This is a genomic window from Novosphingobium resinovorum (genome assembly GCF_001742225.1).
GTDB classification, from domain to species: Bacteria; Pseudomonadota; Alphaproteobacteria; order Sphingomonadales; family Sphingomonadaceae; genus Novosphingobium; species Novosphingobium resinovorum_A.
Window position 1 is genome coordinate 1,666,338 of sequence record NZ_CP017075.1, and the last position, 16,866, is coordinate 1,683,203.

The window sequence follows — 16,866 nt, forward strand, 5'->3', positions numbered from 1 at the left end:
TCGACCTTCGGAACGGACCTGCCGATGACTCATCTGTCGCATCCGCTTCGAAGGCATCGCTGACGCCGCCGATGCCTGATATCACCACGATCGCCGCGTGCAGCACGGCACTCGGCGCAATCATGTGCATTGCCATCCTGCTGTCGTGGTTCAAGGACGGTCGCCCGGTGCAGCGGCGCTGGCAGTTCGCACCGTTCGGGATCGCAGTGCCGGCCGGTGTCCTTCTGACTTATCCGGAAATATTGCCCGGCCCGCTTGGCCTGAGGCTGGGCTGGTTCGCGTTGACGCTGGTTTACGGCTCCGCCTGGCTGGCGGCGCGGGTGACGGCGGGACGCAAGCCCCGGCCGCTGCTGATGCTGCTGCCCTGCGTGGCGGTGCTGCTTTTCTCGGCGACCATCGGTGCGGACGATGCCATGGCAGAGCTGCGCATGATGCCGCGCGTCCTGCTCTTCGCGCTGTTCGACGGTCTGGCCGCGCGCGAATTCATGCGGATGCGCCAGCCGCAGTTGCAATCGGCGACGACGCTGTACTGGATCTTCGCGGTGTTCTGCGTGTTCGAACTGCTGCGCACGCCCTTCTCGCTCTCGCTGCCCGCGCCGTTCGGACCGAAGGAAACGCAGGTCTGGTCGATCGCGCTGTTCAACTTCCTGATCGTATTGCAGGGCCTGCTGCTTGGCGTGTTCCTGACCGCGCTGGGGCGTGAGCAACTGGCAGCACAGCACTATCGCCTGGCCTCCATCGACCCACTGACCGGGATCGGCAATCGCCGCGCCCTCGACGATCGCATCGAGGCGCTGGCCCGGTCGCCGCGCGGCGAAGACTGCGTCGCCGTTGCGCTGCTCGACATCGACCGTTTCAAGGCGATCAACGACGAACTCGGCCACGGCTTTGGCGACATCGTGATCGTCGGCGCGGCGATGGTGGCGCGCGAGACGCTGGGTGCCGGAAACGTTTTTCGCGTGGGCGGCGAGGAGTTCGCGGCCATCATCCAGGCGCGCACGCCCGAGGCGGTCATGACCCGCGCCGAAGCCGTGCGCATCGCCTTCGAGGCACGCAGCCATGTCAGCGGAAGCGAATCGCGGCGCTGCACGATCAGCGTTGGCGTGGCGATGATGGAACCCGGCGACGATCACTCTGCGCGCTTCACCGCGGCTGACGAAGCGCTTTACCTGGCCAAGCACCTCGGGCGCAATCGCACGGTATTGGCAACGCCTGGCCAGCGCGCGGCCCCGCCTCCGATCGACTTGCGGGCAGTTGCCGCCGAGCGCCGCGCTTCGGCTTAGCGCGCCGTCAACGGATCGTGGCCGACGCGCGCTTCGCCGTCGGCGGCGAAGTCCATGATGATGTCACTGGCCGGATCGTAGCGCGGCCAGACCGGCCGCTTGCCGCCACTGGGATCGCCGCTGGTGGCAAAGGCGACGAGCGCATCACTGATCGTGCCGCCCATCGCATCGTCGCGAGCCGTCGTGACATCGCCATACTTGATCGTCTGTGTATCGAAGAAGAAAGGAATGTCGCTGGCGTGTCCTGCCCCTGGCTTGCCCACCGAGGATGCCACGTAGGAAAACCGATAGGCGTAGACCGGGGCGCCTGCCTGCGACAGCGTTCGCGCCACGTCGCGGGCACCCTTGATCATGAAACCGTCCGGGCCGCCCATGTCGGCGCTGGTCGCCCCGATCATCACCGGCACCTTCGTGAATTTACCTTCGGTATAGGCCTTCGCCACATCGACCGCGATGCGACCATAGACGAAAGGCGAGGAGAACGCCGGGCGTTTCGCTGCGAACAGGGCCTCGAGATTCAGACCATCGACCACCTGCTCCGCCGGGAGCGCGCGCAATTTTGCCAGCGCCTGCGGATCGTCGGCCGCGATGCCCTTGGTGGCGGCGAAAGCCGTGCCGGTCTTCTCCGCCTCGGCCAGACCGCCCGCTCCGAGTGCAGTGCCGTCTCCGCCGGACATGACGACCGCCCGGGCGAACAGACCTTGCGTCAGCGGCGAAGTCATCAGCATGTGCACCGACATGCCGCCCGCGCTCTCGCCGATAATCGTGACGTTCGCGGGATCGCCGCCGAAAGCCGCGATGTTCTGATGCACCCACTTGAGCGCGGCGACCTGATCGAGCGTGCCGTAGTTGCCCAGTAGCCCGCCGTCGGCATCGGCCTTGGTCAGTTGCGGGTGAGCGAAAGTGCCGAAACGGCCAACGCGGTAGTTGAAACTCACCACCATCACGCCCTTGCGCGCCAGTTCCGCGCCTGAATAGGTCGGCGGAGAAGCACCACCGTTCAGGAAGCCGCCGCCGTAGATCCAGAACACCACCGGCAGCTTCGCCTTCGCGCCCTCCGGCTTCCAGACGTTGAGGTAGAGGCAATCCTCGGCGGGCGGCGTGCCGAGCGGTGCGGCGTCGCTGGGAAACGGCTTCTGCATGCAGTCGTGGCCGTAGGCAGTCGCCGGACGCACACCGGCCCATGCCGCGACCGGCTGCGGCGCGCGCCAGCGCAGGTCACCCACCGGCGGCGCGGCGAAGGGAATGCCCTTCCAACTGACCACGCCCTTGTTCGCCTCACCCCGGACTTCTCCGCTGCGCGTCACGGCAACCGGGTCGGCGATGGCTACCGGTGAACAGGCGGTGGCAGCAAGAATGATGGCCGATAGAAAAGTGGGGGCTTTCAAGAAGGTCTCCTGACGTCGTCGTCCCGGACCTGATCCGGGACCGCTGGCCGTGAACAACCCACCTTTCGACAGGGCGTTCGGCGCACGCTCCAGACTAAAGACCGCCACCGGTCCCGGATCAAGTCCGGACGACGACAGCAACTTAGATATCTCCTTGTCGAGCGCAGCGGGCTTGTCGGTCGGGGCGAAACGGCGCACGACCTTGCCTTCGCGGTCGATGAGGAACTTGGTGAAGTTCCACTTGATCGATTTGGAGCCGAGCAGCCCAGGCGCCTCGGCCTTGAGCCAGTCGTAGAGCGGCACAGTGTCCGGCCCGTTGACCTCGACCTTGCCCATCAGCGGAAACGAGAGGCCGAAGTTCACCTCGCAGAACGCCGCGATCTCGGCGGCATCGCCGGGTTCCTGCCCGCCGAACTGGTTGCAGGGGAAGGCGATGATCTCGAACCCCTGTTCGCGGTACTTGCGCCAGAGTTCCTCCAGCCCCTTGTACTGCGGAGTGAAGCCGCACTTGCTGGCGGTGTTGACCACCAGCACCACCCTGCCCAGCCGATCGGCAAGACTGGTCGTCTCGCCGTTGGGAAGGGTCGCGGTGAAATCCGCGATGGTTCGGGGGTCTTTACTCACCAATGGCGCTCAGGAAGCCGGAAAGTCGGCGCGGCGGGACAAATGGCGGATCTCACCGATGCGCATCGTGTGATCGCCGTCCTTCTCGATCGCATAGTCGTCCTGCTTCGCCTCGGGCAGTCCCATCACGAAGGCGACCAGTTCCGCCACGGTGCCGCGGCGGATCGTCTTGAAGTTGTGGAACAGCCCGCCGCCGTCCTCGCACTTGTGCAGTTCGGCCGTGTCGTCCCAGCCGAAGCTCCGAGGCGGAGTGCTGCCGGCTGCGATAGTGGACGGGATGTCGCTCATTGGCGGGTTCCTTTCTTATCGCCTGGATTAAGCAATGTGGGAAAGGAAAACCGCGAGTTCAACGGCGGTTCCGGCGAAGAATCAGGAACCTGAGATTGCCCACCCCTGCCCCTCCCGTCAGCGGGAGGGGCATGAGAGAACTGCGCTTGCGCCGCTCAGGTCAGCACCCCGTCATGCAGTCGCACCACCCGGTCCATCGCCGCCGCCAGCCGCTCGTTGTGCGTGGCGACGAGCGCGGCGCTGCCCTCTCCGCGCACCAGCGCGAGGAACTGGGCGAAGACCTTGTCCGCCGTCGCCTCGTCGAGATTGCCGGTGGGTTCGTCGGCCAGCACCATGTGCGGGCGGTTGGCCAGCGCGCGGGCCACGGCGACGCGCTGCTGCTCGCCGCCCGAGAGCTTGCTCGGACGATGCTCCAGCCTTGCGCCGAGGCCCAGCGCAGTGAGCAGTTCGGTCGCTCGCGCATCGCACTCGGTACGCGGCTTTCCGGTGATCAGCTGGGGCAGCACGACGTTCTCGATCGCGTTGAAGTCGGGCAGCAGATGGTGGAACTGATAGACGAAACCGATGTGATCGCGACGCACCGCCGCGCGCTGGTCCTTGCCCAGCTTGCTGGCGTCGATCCCGGCGATCTCGATCTTGCCGCCGAAGCCGCCTTCGAGCAGGCCGATCGCCTGCAGCATCGTCGACTTGCCCGACCCCGAGGGACCGAGCAGCGCGACGATCTCGCCGGGGCGGACTTCGAGGTTCACGCCGCGCAGGACGTCGATCTTCACCCCGCCCTGCTCGAAGCTGCGGGTCACGTCGGTCAGGCGGACGACAGGGTCAACGATATCATTCATAGCGCAGCACCTGCACGGGATCGGTGCTCGCCGCCTTGTAGGCGGGGTAGAGCGTGGCAAGGAAGCTGAACACCAGCGCCATGATGCAGATCGTGGCGATCTCCACCGGGTCGGAGCGCGCGGGCAGCTCGGTCAGGAAGCGGATCGAGGGGTCCCACAGGTTCTGGCCCGTCAGGATCTCCACCAGATGCACGATCGGCTGGCGGAAATAGAGGAAAATGAAGCCGATGATCACGCCCGCCACTGTGCCCATCGCGCCGATGCAGAAGCCGGCGGTGACGAAGACCTTGAGCAGCGAGTGCCGCGTCGCCCCCATCGTGCGCAGGATCGCGATGTCGCGGGTCTTGGCGCGCACCAGCATGATGAGCGAGGAGAGGATGTTGAACACCGCCACCAGCACGATGATCGAGAGGATCACGAACATCGCCACCCGCTCCACCGCCAGTGCCTCGAACAAGGAGGCGTTGATGGTCCGCCAGTCGGTGACCACGGCGCGGCCCGAGAGCTGGCGCGTCAGCGGCGCGAGGATCTCGCCCACCCGGTCGGGGTTGTTGGTGGTGACCTCGATCATGCCGATCTGGTCGCCGGTCAGCAGCAGCGTCTGCGCGTCCTTCATCGGCATGACCACGAAGGCGTTGTCGTAGTCGTAGACGCCGATCTCGAAGATCGCGGCTATGCGGTAGGCGATCTGGCGCGGCACCGTGCCGAAGGGCGTCGAGCGGCCCGCCGGGTTGATGATGGTGATCACGTCGCCCACTTGCGCGCCGAGGTTCTGCGCCAGTTGCTTGCCGATCGCGACGTTGTCGGACCCGGTCCTGAGTTCGGGGAGATTGCCCGCCTTCACCTTGTCGGCGAGGCGGTTGATGTCCTCACCGGTGTTGCCGCGTACCAGGATCGCCTCGACCCGGCCGTTGAAGCTGGCCAGCAGCGGCTGCTCGATCAGCGGCGAGGCGCGGGTGACGCCGGGCGTCCCCCGCACGTCCTCAAGGACGCTCTGCCAGTTGTCGAGGCGGCCGCCGTAAGCCTGGATGATGGCATGGCCGTTGAGGTTGACGATCTTGTCGAACAGCTCGGCGCGGAAACCGTTCATCACGCTCATGACGATGACCAGCGCGGCAACGCCGAGCATGACCGCGACGAGGCTGATGCCGGCGACGAGGGCGATGAAGCGCTCGCCCTTTCCGGGCAGCATGTAGCGCTTGGCGATCGTCCATTCGAAGGGGGATAGGATCAAGCGAGGAGGTCCGTCTTGAAAAGGTGAAGAGGCATTAGGATGCGCGGGCGGTGCTGGCAAGCTGCGGGGGCGCGGATGGTTCCCGAGGGGGTCGTGCGAATGCGGGAGGTCTGCAGGGTTTACACTGTCTGATGGGTGAACCGATGATCCTTGATCGCCGGTGAAGAGCGGATTTGCGTGGGTTTTGAGCGTGGCGCGTGGTGACCGGTGTGACCTTACGAATGCGATGTGTCACCTTGTGGGGTGGAGGTGTCACCTTGTGGTGTAAACTTGTGCTGCCGGGAGTGAACGGGCTGGCCATGAACACATGGTATGGGATTGCGGGTACTGTAGGAAAGTGGACTGTCTGGAAGCGCCTCAAAGTCGTCGTCCAAACATCATCGTCATCCCAGCGAAGGCTGGGACCGCTCTCGTCATCATGCTGCTTCTCGGCGAGGCCGGGATAAAGTTCGCACTGCCCTGCCGATAGGGCTCATCATGGTCACAACGGTCCCAGCCTTCGCTGGGATGACGGTCTGTTTCTGAAGCAGCAACTTCCCACCCAAACCCGTCATCTTCCCGTCACCAAACGGGCGCAGGAACCACCGCCCTCAACGGCCCGTCCCTTCCCCCTTGCTTTTCGACGCGATCGCAGCCAAATGCGCGTCGCGTTTGGACGCGCCAGTCGGGCTGGAAAAATACCATGAACATGACTCACCCCTTCCTTGATGTCGACGGGGACAAACTGCGCGAAGAGTGCGGTATTTTCGGCGTTATCGGGGCAAAGGAAGCTGCGGCCATCACTGCAGCCGGACTCCATTCGCTCCAGCATCGCGGGCAGGAGGCGGTGGGCATCACCAGCTTCTCCGGCGCGGAGTTCCACTCGCACCGCGGCATCGGCCACGTGGCGCAAGTGTTCCGCCAGAAGGAAGTGGACACCCTGCCCGGCTCGATGGCCTCGGGTCACGTGCGCTACGCCACCACCGGCGGCTCGGGGCTTCGCAACGTCCAGCCGCTGTTTGCCGACCTTGCCGACGGCGGCTTCTCGATCGCCCACAACGGCAATATCTCCAACGCGATGACGCTCAAGCGCGATCTGGTTTCCAAGGGCTCGATCTTCCAGTCGACCTCGGACACCGAAGTCATCATCCACCTGGTCGCCACCAGCCGCTATCCCACGCTCGTCGATCGCTTCGTCGATGCCCTGCGCATGGTGGAAGGCGCCTACTCGCTGATCTGCATGACCACCGAGGGCATGATCGCCTGCCGCGATCCGCTGGGCATCCGCCCGCTGGTGATGGGCCGCATCGGCGACGCCATCGTCTTCGCCTCCGAAACCGTCGCGCTCGACATCGTCGGCGCCGACTTCGTGCGCACGATCGAGCCGGGCGAGATGGTGCAGGTCGATCACAAGGGCACGATCTCCAGCCATCGCCCCTTCGGCAATCCCTCGCCGCGCCCGTGCATCTTCGAGCACGTCTATTTCTCGCGCCCCGACTCGGTCATGGACGGCCTTTCGGTCTACCAGGTGCGCAAGCAGATCGGGGTCGAACTGGCCAAGGAATCCTTCGCCGACGCCGACGTGGTGATCCCGGTGCCCGACAGCGGCGTCCCTGCCGCGATCGGCTATGCGCAGGAATCGGGCATCCCGTTCGAGCTGGGCATCATCCGCTCGCACTACGTGGGCCGCACCTTCATCCAGCCCGGTGACGCCGCCCGCCATGCCGACGTGAAGCGCAAACACAACGCCAACCGCGCCGTCGTCGAAGGCAAGCGCATCATCCTCATCGACGATTCGATCGTGCGCGGCACGACCTCGAAGAAGATCGTCGAGATGATGCGCGATGCGGGTGCCGCCGAAGTGCACATGCGCATCGCCAGCCCGCCGACCGAGCACTCATGCTTCTACGGCGTCGATACGCCCGAGCGCTCCAAGCTGCTCGCCGCGACGATGGACACCGAGGCGATGGCCGATTTCATCAAGGCCGACAGCCTGGCCTTCGTCTCGATCGACGGCCTCTACCGCGCCGTCGGCGAATCGGAGCGCAAGAAGAGCTGCCCGCAGTTCTGCGACGCCTGCTTCTCGGGCGAATACCCGACCAAGCTGACCGACTTCTCGGACCGCTTCCCGGAACTCGATGCAGCGTGACCTTTAAGGATCAGGTCGCACTCGTCACCGGCGCCAGCCGGGGTATCGGCGAAGCCACTGCCGTCGCGCTGGCCGCTGAGGGCGCGCATGTCGTCCTGACCGGGCGCGATACCAAGGCGCTCGAACGCGTCGAGGAGCGCATCTACGAGGCGGGCGGATCGGCCACGATCGCGCCGGTCGATCTGGTCGAGCCCGACGGCATCGCCCGCCTTGCCAGTGCCGTGCAGGACCGCTGGGGCCGGCTCGACGTGCTGGTAATCAATGCGGCGATTCTGCCCGAACTCACCAGCGTCGCCGACATCGACCAGCGCGCCTTCAACAAGGCGCTGACCACCAACGTCCTCTCGACGCAGGCGCTGATCGCGAACTTCGATCCGCTGCTGAAGAAGAGCCCGAACGCGCGCGTGGTCGGCCTGACCACCACCGTCGCGCAGGCACCGCGCGCCTACTGGGGTGCCTACGGCGCCACCAAGGCCGCGTTCGAAGTGCTGCTGGACTGCTACGCGCAGGAAACCGCCAAGACCTCGAACATTCGCGTCGCCATCGTCAACCCCGGCGCCACCCGCACCGCCATGCGCGCGCGGGCCTATCCGGGCGAGGCACCAGCCTCGGTCAAGCCGCCCGAAGTCGTGGCGGACCGCCTCACGACGCTGCTCGGAGAGAGTTTCGCGACGGGCCACCGGGAAACCGTTAACCAGCCGCAATAACCGGATCGTAACCCCAAACTGGGACACATCGGGCAAATTGGCGTTGTAGACACGTCGTAATTTGCGCGAGGTCGCCCATGGATCACACCCAGCAGGAACGCTACGCCGCCGCCGCGCAGGAAGATCGCAGCGCGCATCGCAACCGCATTTCGATCCCTGCCACGCTGCGCCCCTCCGGGTCCAAAAGTTTCCAGACGGCGGTGCGCGACTTGTCGCTCTCGGGCTTCTCGGCGACGGCGATGAGCCACATCGCGCCGCGTACGATGTGCTGGCTGACGCTGCCCGGCAGGGAAGAGGCGCTTCCAGCAAAAGTGGTATGGTGGGACAACGGGCTTGTCGGCTGCGCTTTCGAGCAGTTGTTGGAGCCGCACGAACTGGATGCGGTCATGACGCGCTGGAACCGCGATCGGCGCTAACCGTCATCCCAGCGAAGGCTGGGATCGCTCTCGGCATATTTGGAGATTTCGGCGAGGCTCTGCTGAAATCAGCAGCGCCGTCCCGATGGCACACATCATGGTCATAACGGTCCCAGCCTTCGCTGGGATGACGGGCTTTTGATCTCGACGGTCGCCCCTCAACCCATCGCCTTTACCAGCGTCACTTGCGCCACATCGATCCCTCCGCCGAGGAATCCTCCCTCGCAGTACATCAGATAAAACCGCCAGAGCCGCACGAATCGCTCGTCGAAACCCGAGGGCAAACGCCCTTCCTCCACCGCGAGATCGAAGTTCGCCCGCCATTCGCGCAAGGTGCGCGCATAGTCCGCCCCGAAACCGACGCGATCTTCCCAGACCAGCCCCCTCTCCTCGGCCAACGCGCGGAACTCGCTCTCGCGTATCAGCATGCCGCCGGGAAAGATGAAGGTCTGGATGAAGTCGGCGCTGCGGGCATAACCTTCGAAGATCGCATCAGGCATCGAGATCAGTTGCAGCGCCGCCAGCCCGCCCGGCTTCAGATTGCGCGCGATGCAGTCGAGGAACTCCGGCCAATAAGCCTGCCCGACAGCCTCGACCATCTCCACCGACATGATCGCATCGTACTGGCCGATAACGTCGCGATAGTCCTGCTTGCGGAAATCGACGCTGCCGCGCCCGTCGCTTCGCTCGAACGTCCAGCGCTCGCGCGCATAGGCAAGCTGCTGGTCAGAGAGGCTGATCGCATCGACATGCACCTCGGCATGGCTGGCGACGAAGGCCGCCAGCGTACCCCAGCCGCAGCCGATCTCCAGCACCCGGTCGCCCGGTTCCAGCTCCAGCCGCTCGACGATGGCGCCCGCCTTGGCCGACTGCGCGACGTCCAGCTCTGTCACGAACTGGGCATAAGGGTTCGGCCCCGACACGACTTCGGAATAGAGCGCACTGGAATAGAGCATCGTTTCGCCCAGCCACTGCCCATAGAAGTCGTTGCCGAGGTCGTAGTGCGCGTGGATGTTCTTCAGCGAGCCCTTGCGCGTGTTGCGATGAAGCGCATGGAGCGCGCGGGTGAGCAGCCGCCACGGGCCATGCGCACGGCCGGTGTCTCCCAGCGCCATGGCATTGTCCATGAACAGCGCGAAGAGCGGCACCGGGTCCGGGCTGTCCCACTCGCCAAGGTCCCAGGCCTGATACCAGCCGACCGAGCCCGCCGTCGCCAGCCGCAGCAGCGCGCGCCAGCTGGTGATCTCCACCACGGCGTCGAAACCGGATTGACGACCGCCGAGCAGCCGGGTCTGACCGCCGGGCAGCGTCGCCATGATCGAACCGCGCTCCAGCCCGCGATCAATGCGGTCGAGAATCCGGTGCACCCCGCCCGACCACAGCCGCGCCAGCAACTGGGAGCCGACGCCGATCGCGCGTCCTCCCCCCACAAGTTCCCCACCTCTGCCCGGCGCCTGTGCGTTCATGGCGCGATGATGGACTCGATTTTGCGCCTGGGCAATTGCTCAAGATGCGAAGCCGATTGCCCAAGAACGTCGTCCCGGACTTGATTCGGAACCGGTGACGGTTTGCGCCTAGGGGGCTTGGACAAGCTCAGCCTGAGCGGTATTCCAAGCAGATTTTTAAATTCCGCTCAGGCTGAGCTTGTCGAAGCCCCAGAGACGAGGCGCGCGCCTAAAGACAGCCACCGGTCCCGGATCGAGTCCGGGACGACATCGCTTCAGCTACCCTTCGCCTGCTGCCACGCCGACAGCGCCCGCTCACGCGCGTCGCGATGCTCGATCAACCGGTCCGGGTAGCCCTTCGGCCGCTTGCCCGAGGGCGGATCGTGGATATCCGCGTCGGACAGGTCCGCCAGCTCCGGCACCCATTCGCGGATATAGCCTGCCGCGTCGAACTTCTCCGACTGCGTGAGCGGGGCCATGATCCGCACGAACATGTTGGCGTCCACCCCTGATCCGGCGGTCCACTGCCAGTTCACCGCATTGCTGCCGTAGTCCGCATCGACCAGCGTGTCCCAGAACCACTGCTCGCCCGCGCGCCAGTCGATGAGGAGATGCTTCACGAGGAAACTCGCCGCGATCATCCGCACGCGGTTGTGCATCCAGCCGGTGTGCCACAACTGCCGCATCCCGGCATCGACGATGGGATAGCCGGTGCGCCCCTGCTGCCACGCCTCCAGATCGCGCGTGCTGGTGCGCCAGGGGAACGCGCCGAAGGGATCGCGCGCGTAGCGGCCGCCGTAGTCGGGATACTGCAAGATCACGTTCTGCGCATAGTCACGCCAGCCGATCTCGCCGAGGAACGTCGCGACCGATCCTCCCGCGTCCGCCACCGCATGCCAGACCTGCGCGGGCGAGATCTCCCCGAAGTGCAGGTGCGGCGAGAGCATGGAGGTGCCCTCCACACCCGGCAGGTTACGCTGCCCCTCATAGGCAGAGGCTTCCTCGACGAAGGCGTGCAGCCGCTTGCGCGCGCCCTTCTCTCCCGGTTCCCACATCGCGCGCATGCCGCCCGCCCAGTCGGGCGTGGTGGGGAGTAGTTTCCAGTCGGGCAGCGTATCCGACTCCGGCCACTTCGACGGCACAGCAATCGTCTGCGGCCGCCGCTGCGGATCATGCGGCGGCATCCGCTCGCGCAGGGCGCGCCAGAACGGCGTGTAGATCTTGTAGAGCCCGCCCGAGCCGGTCGTCACCGAGCCCGGCGGGGCGAGGTAGTTGCCGTGGTGCAGGCAAAGCGTCAGCACCTTGCCCACCGCCTTTTCGGCATTGCGCCACCACGGTTCGTAGTGATGCAGCGCGTGGACCTCCTGCGCGCCGGTTTCCTCGGCGAGCTTTGCCAGCACCTCGTCGCTCCGGCCCCGCCGCAGGATCAACCGCGAGCCCTTCTCCTGCAAGGCCGCGCCAAGACTCTCGAGCGAATGGTGCAGCCACCAGCGCGAGGCGCCGCCCATGGCGCGATGCCTGGGCGTCTCGTCGTCGAGGATGTAGACAGGTATCACCGGCCCCTTGCGCGCGGCCTCGGCGATGGCAGGTTGATCGGAAAGGCGCAGGTCGCGCCGCAGCCAGACGATGACAGGAGAACTCATGAGCGGGGCAACGTCCTTCGATAACCGGCGTTCCCTAGCGCGATGACACATTCGATGCACCGGCCCATGAACCGAAGAGTCCTGATCCCTGCCGCCGCCTTGTGCTGGCTGGGCGTCGCCGCGATTGCGATCGCGGTTCACGGCGGCAATGCCGATGCCCTTGATCGGGCGGGCCTGCTGTTCTGGCGTGGCGACACTATGCAACCGCTCGGCCCGAAGGGACTGCTCGAAGCCGTGCGCGACGTGACGGCACTCGGCGGCGTGTTCTTGCGCAACCTATTTGCCATAGGCGCGGTCGCAGCGCTGCTGTTCCTGCGCCAGCGGCGCGACGCTGCCCTCTTCGCGCTGACCGTGATGAGCGGATGGCTGGTCAACAGCGGCCTCAAGGCGCTGGTCGGGCGGGCGCGCCCCGAGATCGTCCCCCACCTCACCGAAGCGGGCGGCAACAGCTTTCCGAGCGGGCACAGCTTCAACGCGGCGGTCGTCTATATCGCTATGGCACTGGCCTTTGCGGCGATGAGCAACCGTTCGTCGGTGCACCGCACGCTGGTCGGCGCAGCGATCGTCGGCACCCTTGCAATCGCCTGGAGCCGCGTCTGGCTCGGCGTCCACTGGCCGAGCGACGCGATCGCCGGATGGCTGGGCGGTGCCGGCTGGGCTTTCCTCGCCTGCGCCCTGTTCCAGCGCCCCGCGCAGCTTGCTGCCGAAGCGATCAGCGACTTGGACAGTCCACCGGAACCCTCGCCGAAACATTGAAGTTGCGGCTGAGACGCGGCCCCGTGAACCGCGCGTCGCCGAAAGTCACCACGGCGCTGCACCCCTGCCGCTCGATCCGCGCCATCGGCAGCTGGGACCACGCGAGGAACTTGACGACCTCCGGCGTGGCGAAGGCGGCCTTGCGCGCCAGCGGGTCGGCCATGTTGTCGGCTATCGACGGCTCGGCGGACACCAGCCCCACCGGATCACGGAGCGGATCGTAACGGCCGTAGGAGATGCGCCCCTCCTGCCGCCAGATCATGTCGCGCCGCCAGAACAGCACAGGCTCGGGCGAGGCGAATATCCGGTCGGGATTGAAGGCCGAGTCCTTCTGCCGCGGCGCACACCATGCCATGGCGGAAATCCCGATGTTGAGCGCAATGAAGCCGATCACGCCCGCCAGCGCCCCGACGGCGGGCTTCGGCGACTTCCAACGGCGCGCCAGCCAAAGCCCCGCGCCCATCATTGCCAGCAACCAGGGCGAGACGATGAACAGCCCGTCGGTGTGGAACCAGCGCCCGCTGGCCGGGGAAAGCAGCTGCACCGCATAAGTGTTCTGCAGGTCGAGCAGCGGATGGGTCAGCGCGCCGAGATAGCACAGCGCCAGCAGCCATCCGAACCGCATCGGCAATCCGCTGCGGAAGGTGGTACCGCGAGACGCCTGCCAGCGGTCGAGCAGCCAGAGCAGTCCCGCCAGCAGCGGCGGCATCAGCAGCACCCCGCCGACCAGCCCATGCGTGAAACCCCGGTGCATCGCCAGCGGTGCCCAGGAAGCCCTGCCGAAGAATACGTCGATATCCGGCATGTTCGCCGCGAGTACGCAGGCCGCCAGCCCCTTGCGTGTCCGGTGCTTGAGCCCGGTTTCGGCGAGCGTCCAGCCGACCAGGCTGTGCGTCAGATTATCCATGAATGGCAGGTAATTGCATCGCGAACCTTATCGGGTTTGCGATGCGACATTACAAGCCTCACTCCACCGTCCAGGTCTGCCCCTTGCCCAGCAGCTTGCCGAGGTCCGCGCTCTTGCCCGCTGTAAGGCTCGCCCGCTCGGCGACGACGGCGCTTTCGAACGTCGGTGCGGGATCGTCGTAGATCACCCCCAGCGCCATCGGGAACGGACCGAAAGGCATCTCCACCAGCATATGCGCGAGGCCCCGGTTGCGCACATTGTGAACCGCGACCCCCGCCGCCCGCCAGTCGCCATCGCCCACATCGACGACTTTTAGCGAAAGGGTCTCAAGATCGAGTGACAACCCTTTGGTTTTCTTTGCGAACAAAAGCGGTTCGCCGTCCTGGCAGATGATCTGCATATCCGATGCGACGGCCTTGGCCGTGAAGTCGTCGAAGCGATCCTTGTTATAGACGATGCAGTTCTGGAAGATTTCAAGGAACGCCGCGCCCTTGTGCGCATAGGCGGCCTTGAGAACGTCCGGCAGGTCCCTGGACACGTCGTAGCCGCGCGCCACGAACCTTGCGCCGGCCCCCAGCGCGAAGGCGCAGGGGCTCGCCGGACGATCCACCGAGCCGATCGGCGAGGTCGGCGACGGCGTTCCCACCCGGCTCGTCGGCGAGTACTGCCCCTTGGTCAGCCCGTAGATCTCGTTGTTGAACAGCAGGATCTGGCAGTCGAGGTTGCGGCGCAGGACGTGCATCGTGTGATTGCCGCCGATCGACATGCCGTCCCCGTCACCGGTGACGATCCACACGTCGAGTTCGGGATTGGCCAGCTTGATCCCCGTCGCGACGGCCGGGGCGCGGCCGTGGATGGTGTGGAAGCCATAGCTCTCGACGTAATACGGGAAGCGGCTGGAGCAGCCGATGCCCGATACGAACACGGTGTTCTTCGGGTCCGCACCGACCATCGGCAGGGTGCGCTGCACCGCCTTGAGAATCGCATAGTCGCCGCAGCCGGGGCACCAGCGTACTTCCTGGTCGGTTTCCCAGTCCTTCAGCGTGGTCTGGATCGGGGTCATGTCGTTCATGATGAGATCTATCCTGACGAATTGGGCCTAAGCGCTCAGGGCTTTTCGATTTCCGGTGCCGGAAGCTGCGTCTCGTTGACCGAGACTTCGCCGCCCTCGTTGCCGGGGACCGCATCGAAGAAGGTCGCGATGGCGGCCTCGATCTCGGCGATGGCGAAGGGCTGGCCGCTGGTCTTGGAGAGCGGCACCGCATCGACCAGAAAGTGGTCGCGCAGGACCGTCTTGAACTGCCCGGTGTTCATTTCCGGCACCACGACCTGCTCGAATCCGGCCAGCATCTCGCCGAGGTTCCGGGGCAGCGGCCAGATGTGGCGGACATGAATGTGGCTGACGTCCAGCCCCTTGCGCCGCGCCCGGCGCACCGCCTGATGGATCGGCCCGAAGGTGGATCCCCAGCCGACCACCGCCAGCTTTCCCGACGCCGCCCCGAGCGCCACCTCCTGCGGCGGCACGGCGTCCGCGACGGCCTCCACCTTGGCCTTGCGTGCGTCGGTCTGGGCCTGATGGACGTCGGGGGCATAGTCGATATTGCCGGTATCCACGGCCTTCTCGATGCCGCCGATGCGGTGCATCAGCCCCGGCGTCCCCGGCCTGATCCACGGGCGCACTCCGCGCCGGTCGCGCCTGAAGGGCAGGGGCTTGCCTTCCGGGTTGTTGGTCTCGGTCAGGAATTCCACCGGGAACGGGGTGAAGCCGCCGGGATCAGGCACCTTCCACGGCTCGGAGGCATTGGCGATGTAGCCGTCGGTCAGCAGGATCACCGGCGTCATGAACTGCGTGGCGATGCGGCAGGCCTCGATCGCGCATTCGAAGGCATCGGCAGGCGAGCGCGCGGCGATCACCGGCAGCGGGGCATCGCCGTTGCGGCCGTAGACCGCCTGATAGAGATCCGATTGCTCGGTCTTGGTCGGCAGCCCGGTGGACGGCCCTCCCCGCTGCGAATTGACGATGACCAGCGGCAGTTCGGTCATGATCGCCAGCCCCATCGCCTCCCCCTTGAGCGCGATGCCCGGCCCCGATGAGGACGTAACCCCCAAATGCCCGGCATAGGACGCGCCGATCGCCGCGCAGATGGCCGCGATCTCGTCCTCGGCCTGGAATGTGGTGACGCCGAACTCCTTCATCTTCACCAGATGGTGCAGCACTGCCGAAGCGGGCGTGATCGGATAGCCGCCGAAGAACATCTCCAGCCCGGCCAGCTGCGCTCCCGCCACCAGCCCGAGCGAGATCGCCTCCGCTCCGGTCACCGTGCGGTAGAGGCCCGGCTCGGTCGGCACCGGATCGATGTGCAGCTTGCGCAGCGGGCCGGTGAGTTCCGCCGTCTCGCCATAGGCGTGCCCGGCATTGAGCGCGGCGATGTTCGCCTCGGCCAGCACCGGCGCCTTCGCGAACTTGGCATGGAGCCAGTCGACCAGCGGGCGGCGGTCGCGGTCGAACATCCACAGCGCCAGGCCCAGCGTCCACATGTTCTTGCAGCGCAGCGCCTCCTTGTTGCCAAGCCCGAAAGGCTTCACCGCCTCCAGTGTCAGCGCCGAGATGTCGAAGGCCAGCACGTCCCACTTCGCGAGGCTGCCGTCCTCCAGCGGGTTTTCTGCGTACTTCGCCTTTTCGAGGTTGCGCTTGTTGAACTCGCCGGTGTCGGCGATCACGAGGCCGCCGGGCTTGAGCGCGCCGACGTTCACCTTCAGCGCCGCCGGGTTCATCGCCACCAGAACGTCCGGCGCATCGCCTGCGGTGGTAATCTCCTGCGAGCCGAAATTGATCTGGAAGGCGGAGACTCCGAACAGCGTGCCCTGCGGCGCGCGGATCTCGGCGGGAAAGTCCGGGAATGTGGCAAGGTCATTGCCGGCAAGCGCCGTGGACAGCGTGAACTGGCCGCCGGTCAACTGCATCCCGTCACCCGAGTCGCCCGCGAAGCGAACGACGACCGCTTCTACGGGCGATGTCTCGACAGCGGACGCGTCGGTATCGTGCTCTCCGGCCAGTGTCGCCATGGTCTATCCTCTGCTGCCGGTCCGCGCCGGTTTCTGCGTCGAGGCTGCGGACTCAGGTTCCCAATGACAAATTAGTTTTCTCTTGAGCGAACAAACTTCCGGTTTGTCAGCATCGGAGGAGTGTGGACCTCAATGCGGGCTA

The 16,866-nt window shown here is 65.8% G+C and carries 14 protein-coding genes and 1 pseudogene; 5 read left to right on the forward strand and 10 right to left on the reverse strand.

Features of this window, described 5'->3' with window-relative positions; all coding sequences use genetic code 11:
- The first annotated feature begins 71 nt into the window (after window positions 1–71).
- Window positions 72–1,283: a GGDEF domain-containing protein gene (locus BES08_RS07735; protein WP_069708013.1), complete on the forward strand. Its 1,212-nt coding sequence runs from the start codon at window positions 72–74 to the stop codon at window positions 1,281–1,283.
- On the opposite strand, the gene BES08_RS07740 is transcribed toward BES08_RS07735, so the two are convergent.
- From BES08_RS07740 to BES08_RS07755, 5 genes and pseudogenes are all read right to left on the reverse strand, one after another.
- Window positions 1,280–2,671 (reverse strand): carboxylesterase/lipase family protein, encoded by a 1,392-nt coding sequence (locus BES08_RS07740; RefSeq protein ID WP_069709189.1) that lies wholly within the window; start codon window positions 2,669–2,671, stop codon window positions 1,280–1,282. The genes BES08_RS07735 and BES08_RS07740 overlap by 4 nt on opposite strands.
- A 135-nt stretch (window positions 2,672–2,806) precedes the next feature.
- A pseudogene (locus tag BES08_RS31735) lies at window positions 2,807–3,295 on the reverse strand (glutathione peroxidase); the annotation flags it as partial.
- A 9-nt stretch (window positions 3,296–3,304) separates the two neighbouring features.
- The gene (locus BES08_RS07745) at window positions 3,305–3,583 is read right to left on the reverse strand and encodes a hypothetical protein (RefSeq protein WP_008829733.1); all 279 of its coding nucleotides are present in this window, start codon (window positions 3,581–3,583) and stop codon (window positions 3,305–3,307) included.
- A 155-nt stretch (window positions 3,584–3,738) separates the two neighbouring features.
- Complete coding sequence (locus BES08_RS07750) at window positions 3,739–4,422, reverse strand: ABC transporter ATP-binding protein (RefSeq protein ID WP_008829732.1); 684 nt, start codon at window positions 4,420–4,422, stop codon at window positions 3,739–3,741.
- Window positions 4,415–5,656 (reverse strand): lipoprotein-releasing ABC transporter permease subunit, encoded by a 1,242-nt coding sequence (locus BES08_RS07755; RefSeq protein WP_069708014.1) that lies wholly within the window; start codon window positions 5,654–5,656, stop codon window positions 4,415–4,417. The genes BES08_RS07750 and BES08_RS07755 overlap by 8 nt, the downstream gene beginning before the upstream one ends.
- A 682-nt stretch (window positions 5,657–6,338) precedes the next feature.
- On the opposite strand from BES08_RS07755, the gene purF reads away from it, so the two are divergent.
- The 3 genes from purF (at window position 6,339) to BES08_RS07770 (ending at window position 8,907) form a co-directional block, all read left to right on the forward strand.
- Window positions 6,339–7,784 carry an amidophosphoribosyltransferase gene (gene purF / locus BES08_RS07760; RefSeq protein ID WP_008829730.1) on the forward strand — a complete coding sequence of 482 codons (1,446 nt, stop codon included), beginning with the start codon at window positions 6,339–6,341 and terminating at the stop codon, window positions 7,782–7,784.
- Window positions 7,781–8,491 carry an SDR family NAD(P)-dependent oxidoreductase gene (locus BES08_RS07765; protein ID WP_069708015.1) on the forward strand — a complete coding sequence of 237 codons (711 nt, stop codon included), beginning with the start codon at window positions 7,781–7,783 and terminating at the stop codon, window positions 8,489–8,491. The genes purF and BES08_RS07765 overlap by 4 nt, the downstream gene beginning before the upstream one ends.
- Window positions 8,492–8,568: 77 nt before the next feature.
- Window positions 8,569–8,907: a PilZ domain-containing protein gene (locus BES08_RS07770; protein WP_008829728.1), complete on the forward strand. Its 339-nt coding sequence runs from the start codon at window positions 8,569–8,571 to the stop codon at window positions 8,905–8,907.
- Window positions 8,908–9,065: 158 nt separating this feature from the next.
- On the opposite strand, the gene BES08_RS07775 is transcribed toward BES08_RS07770, so the two are convergent.
- Both BES08_RS07775 and BES08_RS07780 read right to left on the reverse strand, forming a co-directional pair.
- A complete protein-coding gene (locus BES08_RS07775; protein ID WP_036523825.1) occupies window positions 9,066–10,373 on the reverse strand; it encodes an SAM-dependent methyltransferase in 1,308 nt (435 codons plus the stop codon).
- 254 nt (window positions 10,374–10,627) lie between these two features.
- The gene (locus tag BES08_RS07780; RefSeq protein ID WP_008829726.1) at window positions 10,628–11,995 is read right to left on the reverse strand and encodes a cryptochrome/photolyase family protein; all 1,368 of its coding nucleotides are present in this window, start codon (window positions 11,993–11,995) and stop codon (window positions 10,628–10,630) included.
- Window positions 11,996–12,061: 66 nt separating this feature from the next.
- Here BES08_RS07780 and BES08_RS07785 point away from each other — a divergent pair, with 66 nt between their 5' ends.
- Window positions 12,062–12,751, forward strand: a complete 690-nt coding sequence (locus tag BES08_RS07785; protein WP_231958200.1) for a phosphatase PAP2 family protein — start codon at window positions 12,062–12,064, stop codon at window positions 12,749–12,751.
- Here the strand turns inward: BES08_RS07785 and BES08_RS07790 are convergent.
- The 3 genes from BES08_RS07790 to BES08_RS07800 are packed head-to-tail and all read right to left on the reverse strand — an operon-like array spanning window position 12,708 to window position 16,724.
- Window positions 12,708–13,658, reverse strand: coding sequence for a metal-dependent hydrolase (locus BES08_RS07790; RefSeq protein WP_008829724.1), 951 nt, complete (start codon window positions 13,656–13,658; stop codon window positions 12,708–12,710). The two genes, BES08_RS07785 and BES08_RS07790, sit on opposite strands and share 44 nt — an antisense overlap.
- Window positions 13,659–13,716: 58 nt before the next feature.
- Window positions 13,717–14,730: a 2-oxoacid:ferredoxin oxidoreductase subunit beta gene (locus BES08_RS07795; protein ID WP_069708016.1), complete on the reverse strand. Its 1,014-nt coding sequence runs from the start codon at window positions 14,728–14,730 to the stop codon at window positions 13,717–13,719.
- A 35-nt stretch (window positions 14,731–14,765) separates the two neighbouring features.
- Window positions 14,766–16,724 carry a 2-oxoacid:acceptor oxidoreductase subunit alpha gene (locus tag BES08_RS07800; protein WP_069708017.1) on the reverse strand — a complete coding sequence of 653 codons (1,959 nt, stop codon included), beginning with the start codon at window positions 16,722–16,724 and terminating at the stop codon, window positions 14,766–14,768.
- Window positions 16,725–16,866: the final 142 nt, after the last annotated feature.

Coding starts and splice junctions, on each gene's coding strand:
- BES08_RS07735 (WP_069708013.1), top strand. CDS start 72: ATGCCTGATATCACCACGATCGCCGCGTGCAGCACGGCACTCGGCGCA.
- BES08_RS07745 (WP_008829733.1), bottom strand. CDS start 3,583: ATGAGCGACATCCCGTCCACTATCGCAGCCGGCAGCACTCCGCCTCGG.
- BES08_RS07750 (WP_008829732.1), bottom strand. CDS start 4,422: ATGAATGATATCGTTGACCCTGTCGTCCGCCTGACCGACGTGACCCGC.
- purF (WP_008829730.1), top strand. CDS start 6,339: ATGAACATGACTCACCCCTTCCTTGATGTCGACGGGGACAAACTGCGC.
- BES08_RS07770 (WP_008829728.1), top strand. CDS start 8,569: ATGGATCACACCCAGCAGGAACGCTACGCCGCCGCCGCGCAGGAAGAT.
- BES08_RS07775 (WP_036523825.1), bottom strand. CDS start 10,373: ATGAACGCACAGGCGCCGGGCAGAGGTGGGGAACTTGTGGGGGGAGGA.
- BES08_RS07780 (WP_008829726.1), bottom strand. CDS start 11,995: ATGAGTTCTCCTGTCATCGTCTGGCTGCGGCGCGACCTGCGCCTTTCC.
- BES08_RS07785 (WP_231958200.1), top strand. CDS start 12,062: ATGAACCGAAGAGTCCTGATCCCTGCCGCCGCCTTGTGCTGGCTGGGC.
- BES08_RS07790 (WP_008829724.1), bottom strand. CDS start 13,658: ATGGATAATCTGACGCACAGCCTGGTCGGCTGGACGCTCGCCGAAACC.
- BES08_RS07795 (WP_069708016.1), bottom strand. CDS start 14,730: ATGAACGACATGACCCCGATCCAGACCACGCTGAAGGACTGGGAAACC.
- BES08_RS07800 (WP_069708017.1), bottom strand. CDS start 16,724: ATGGCGACACTGGCCGGAGAGCACGATACCGACGCGTCCGCTGTCGAG.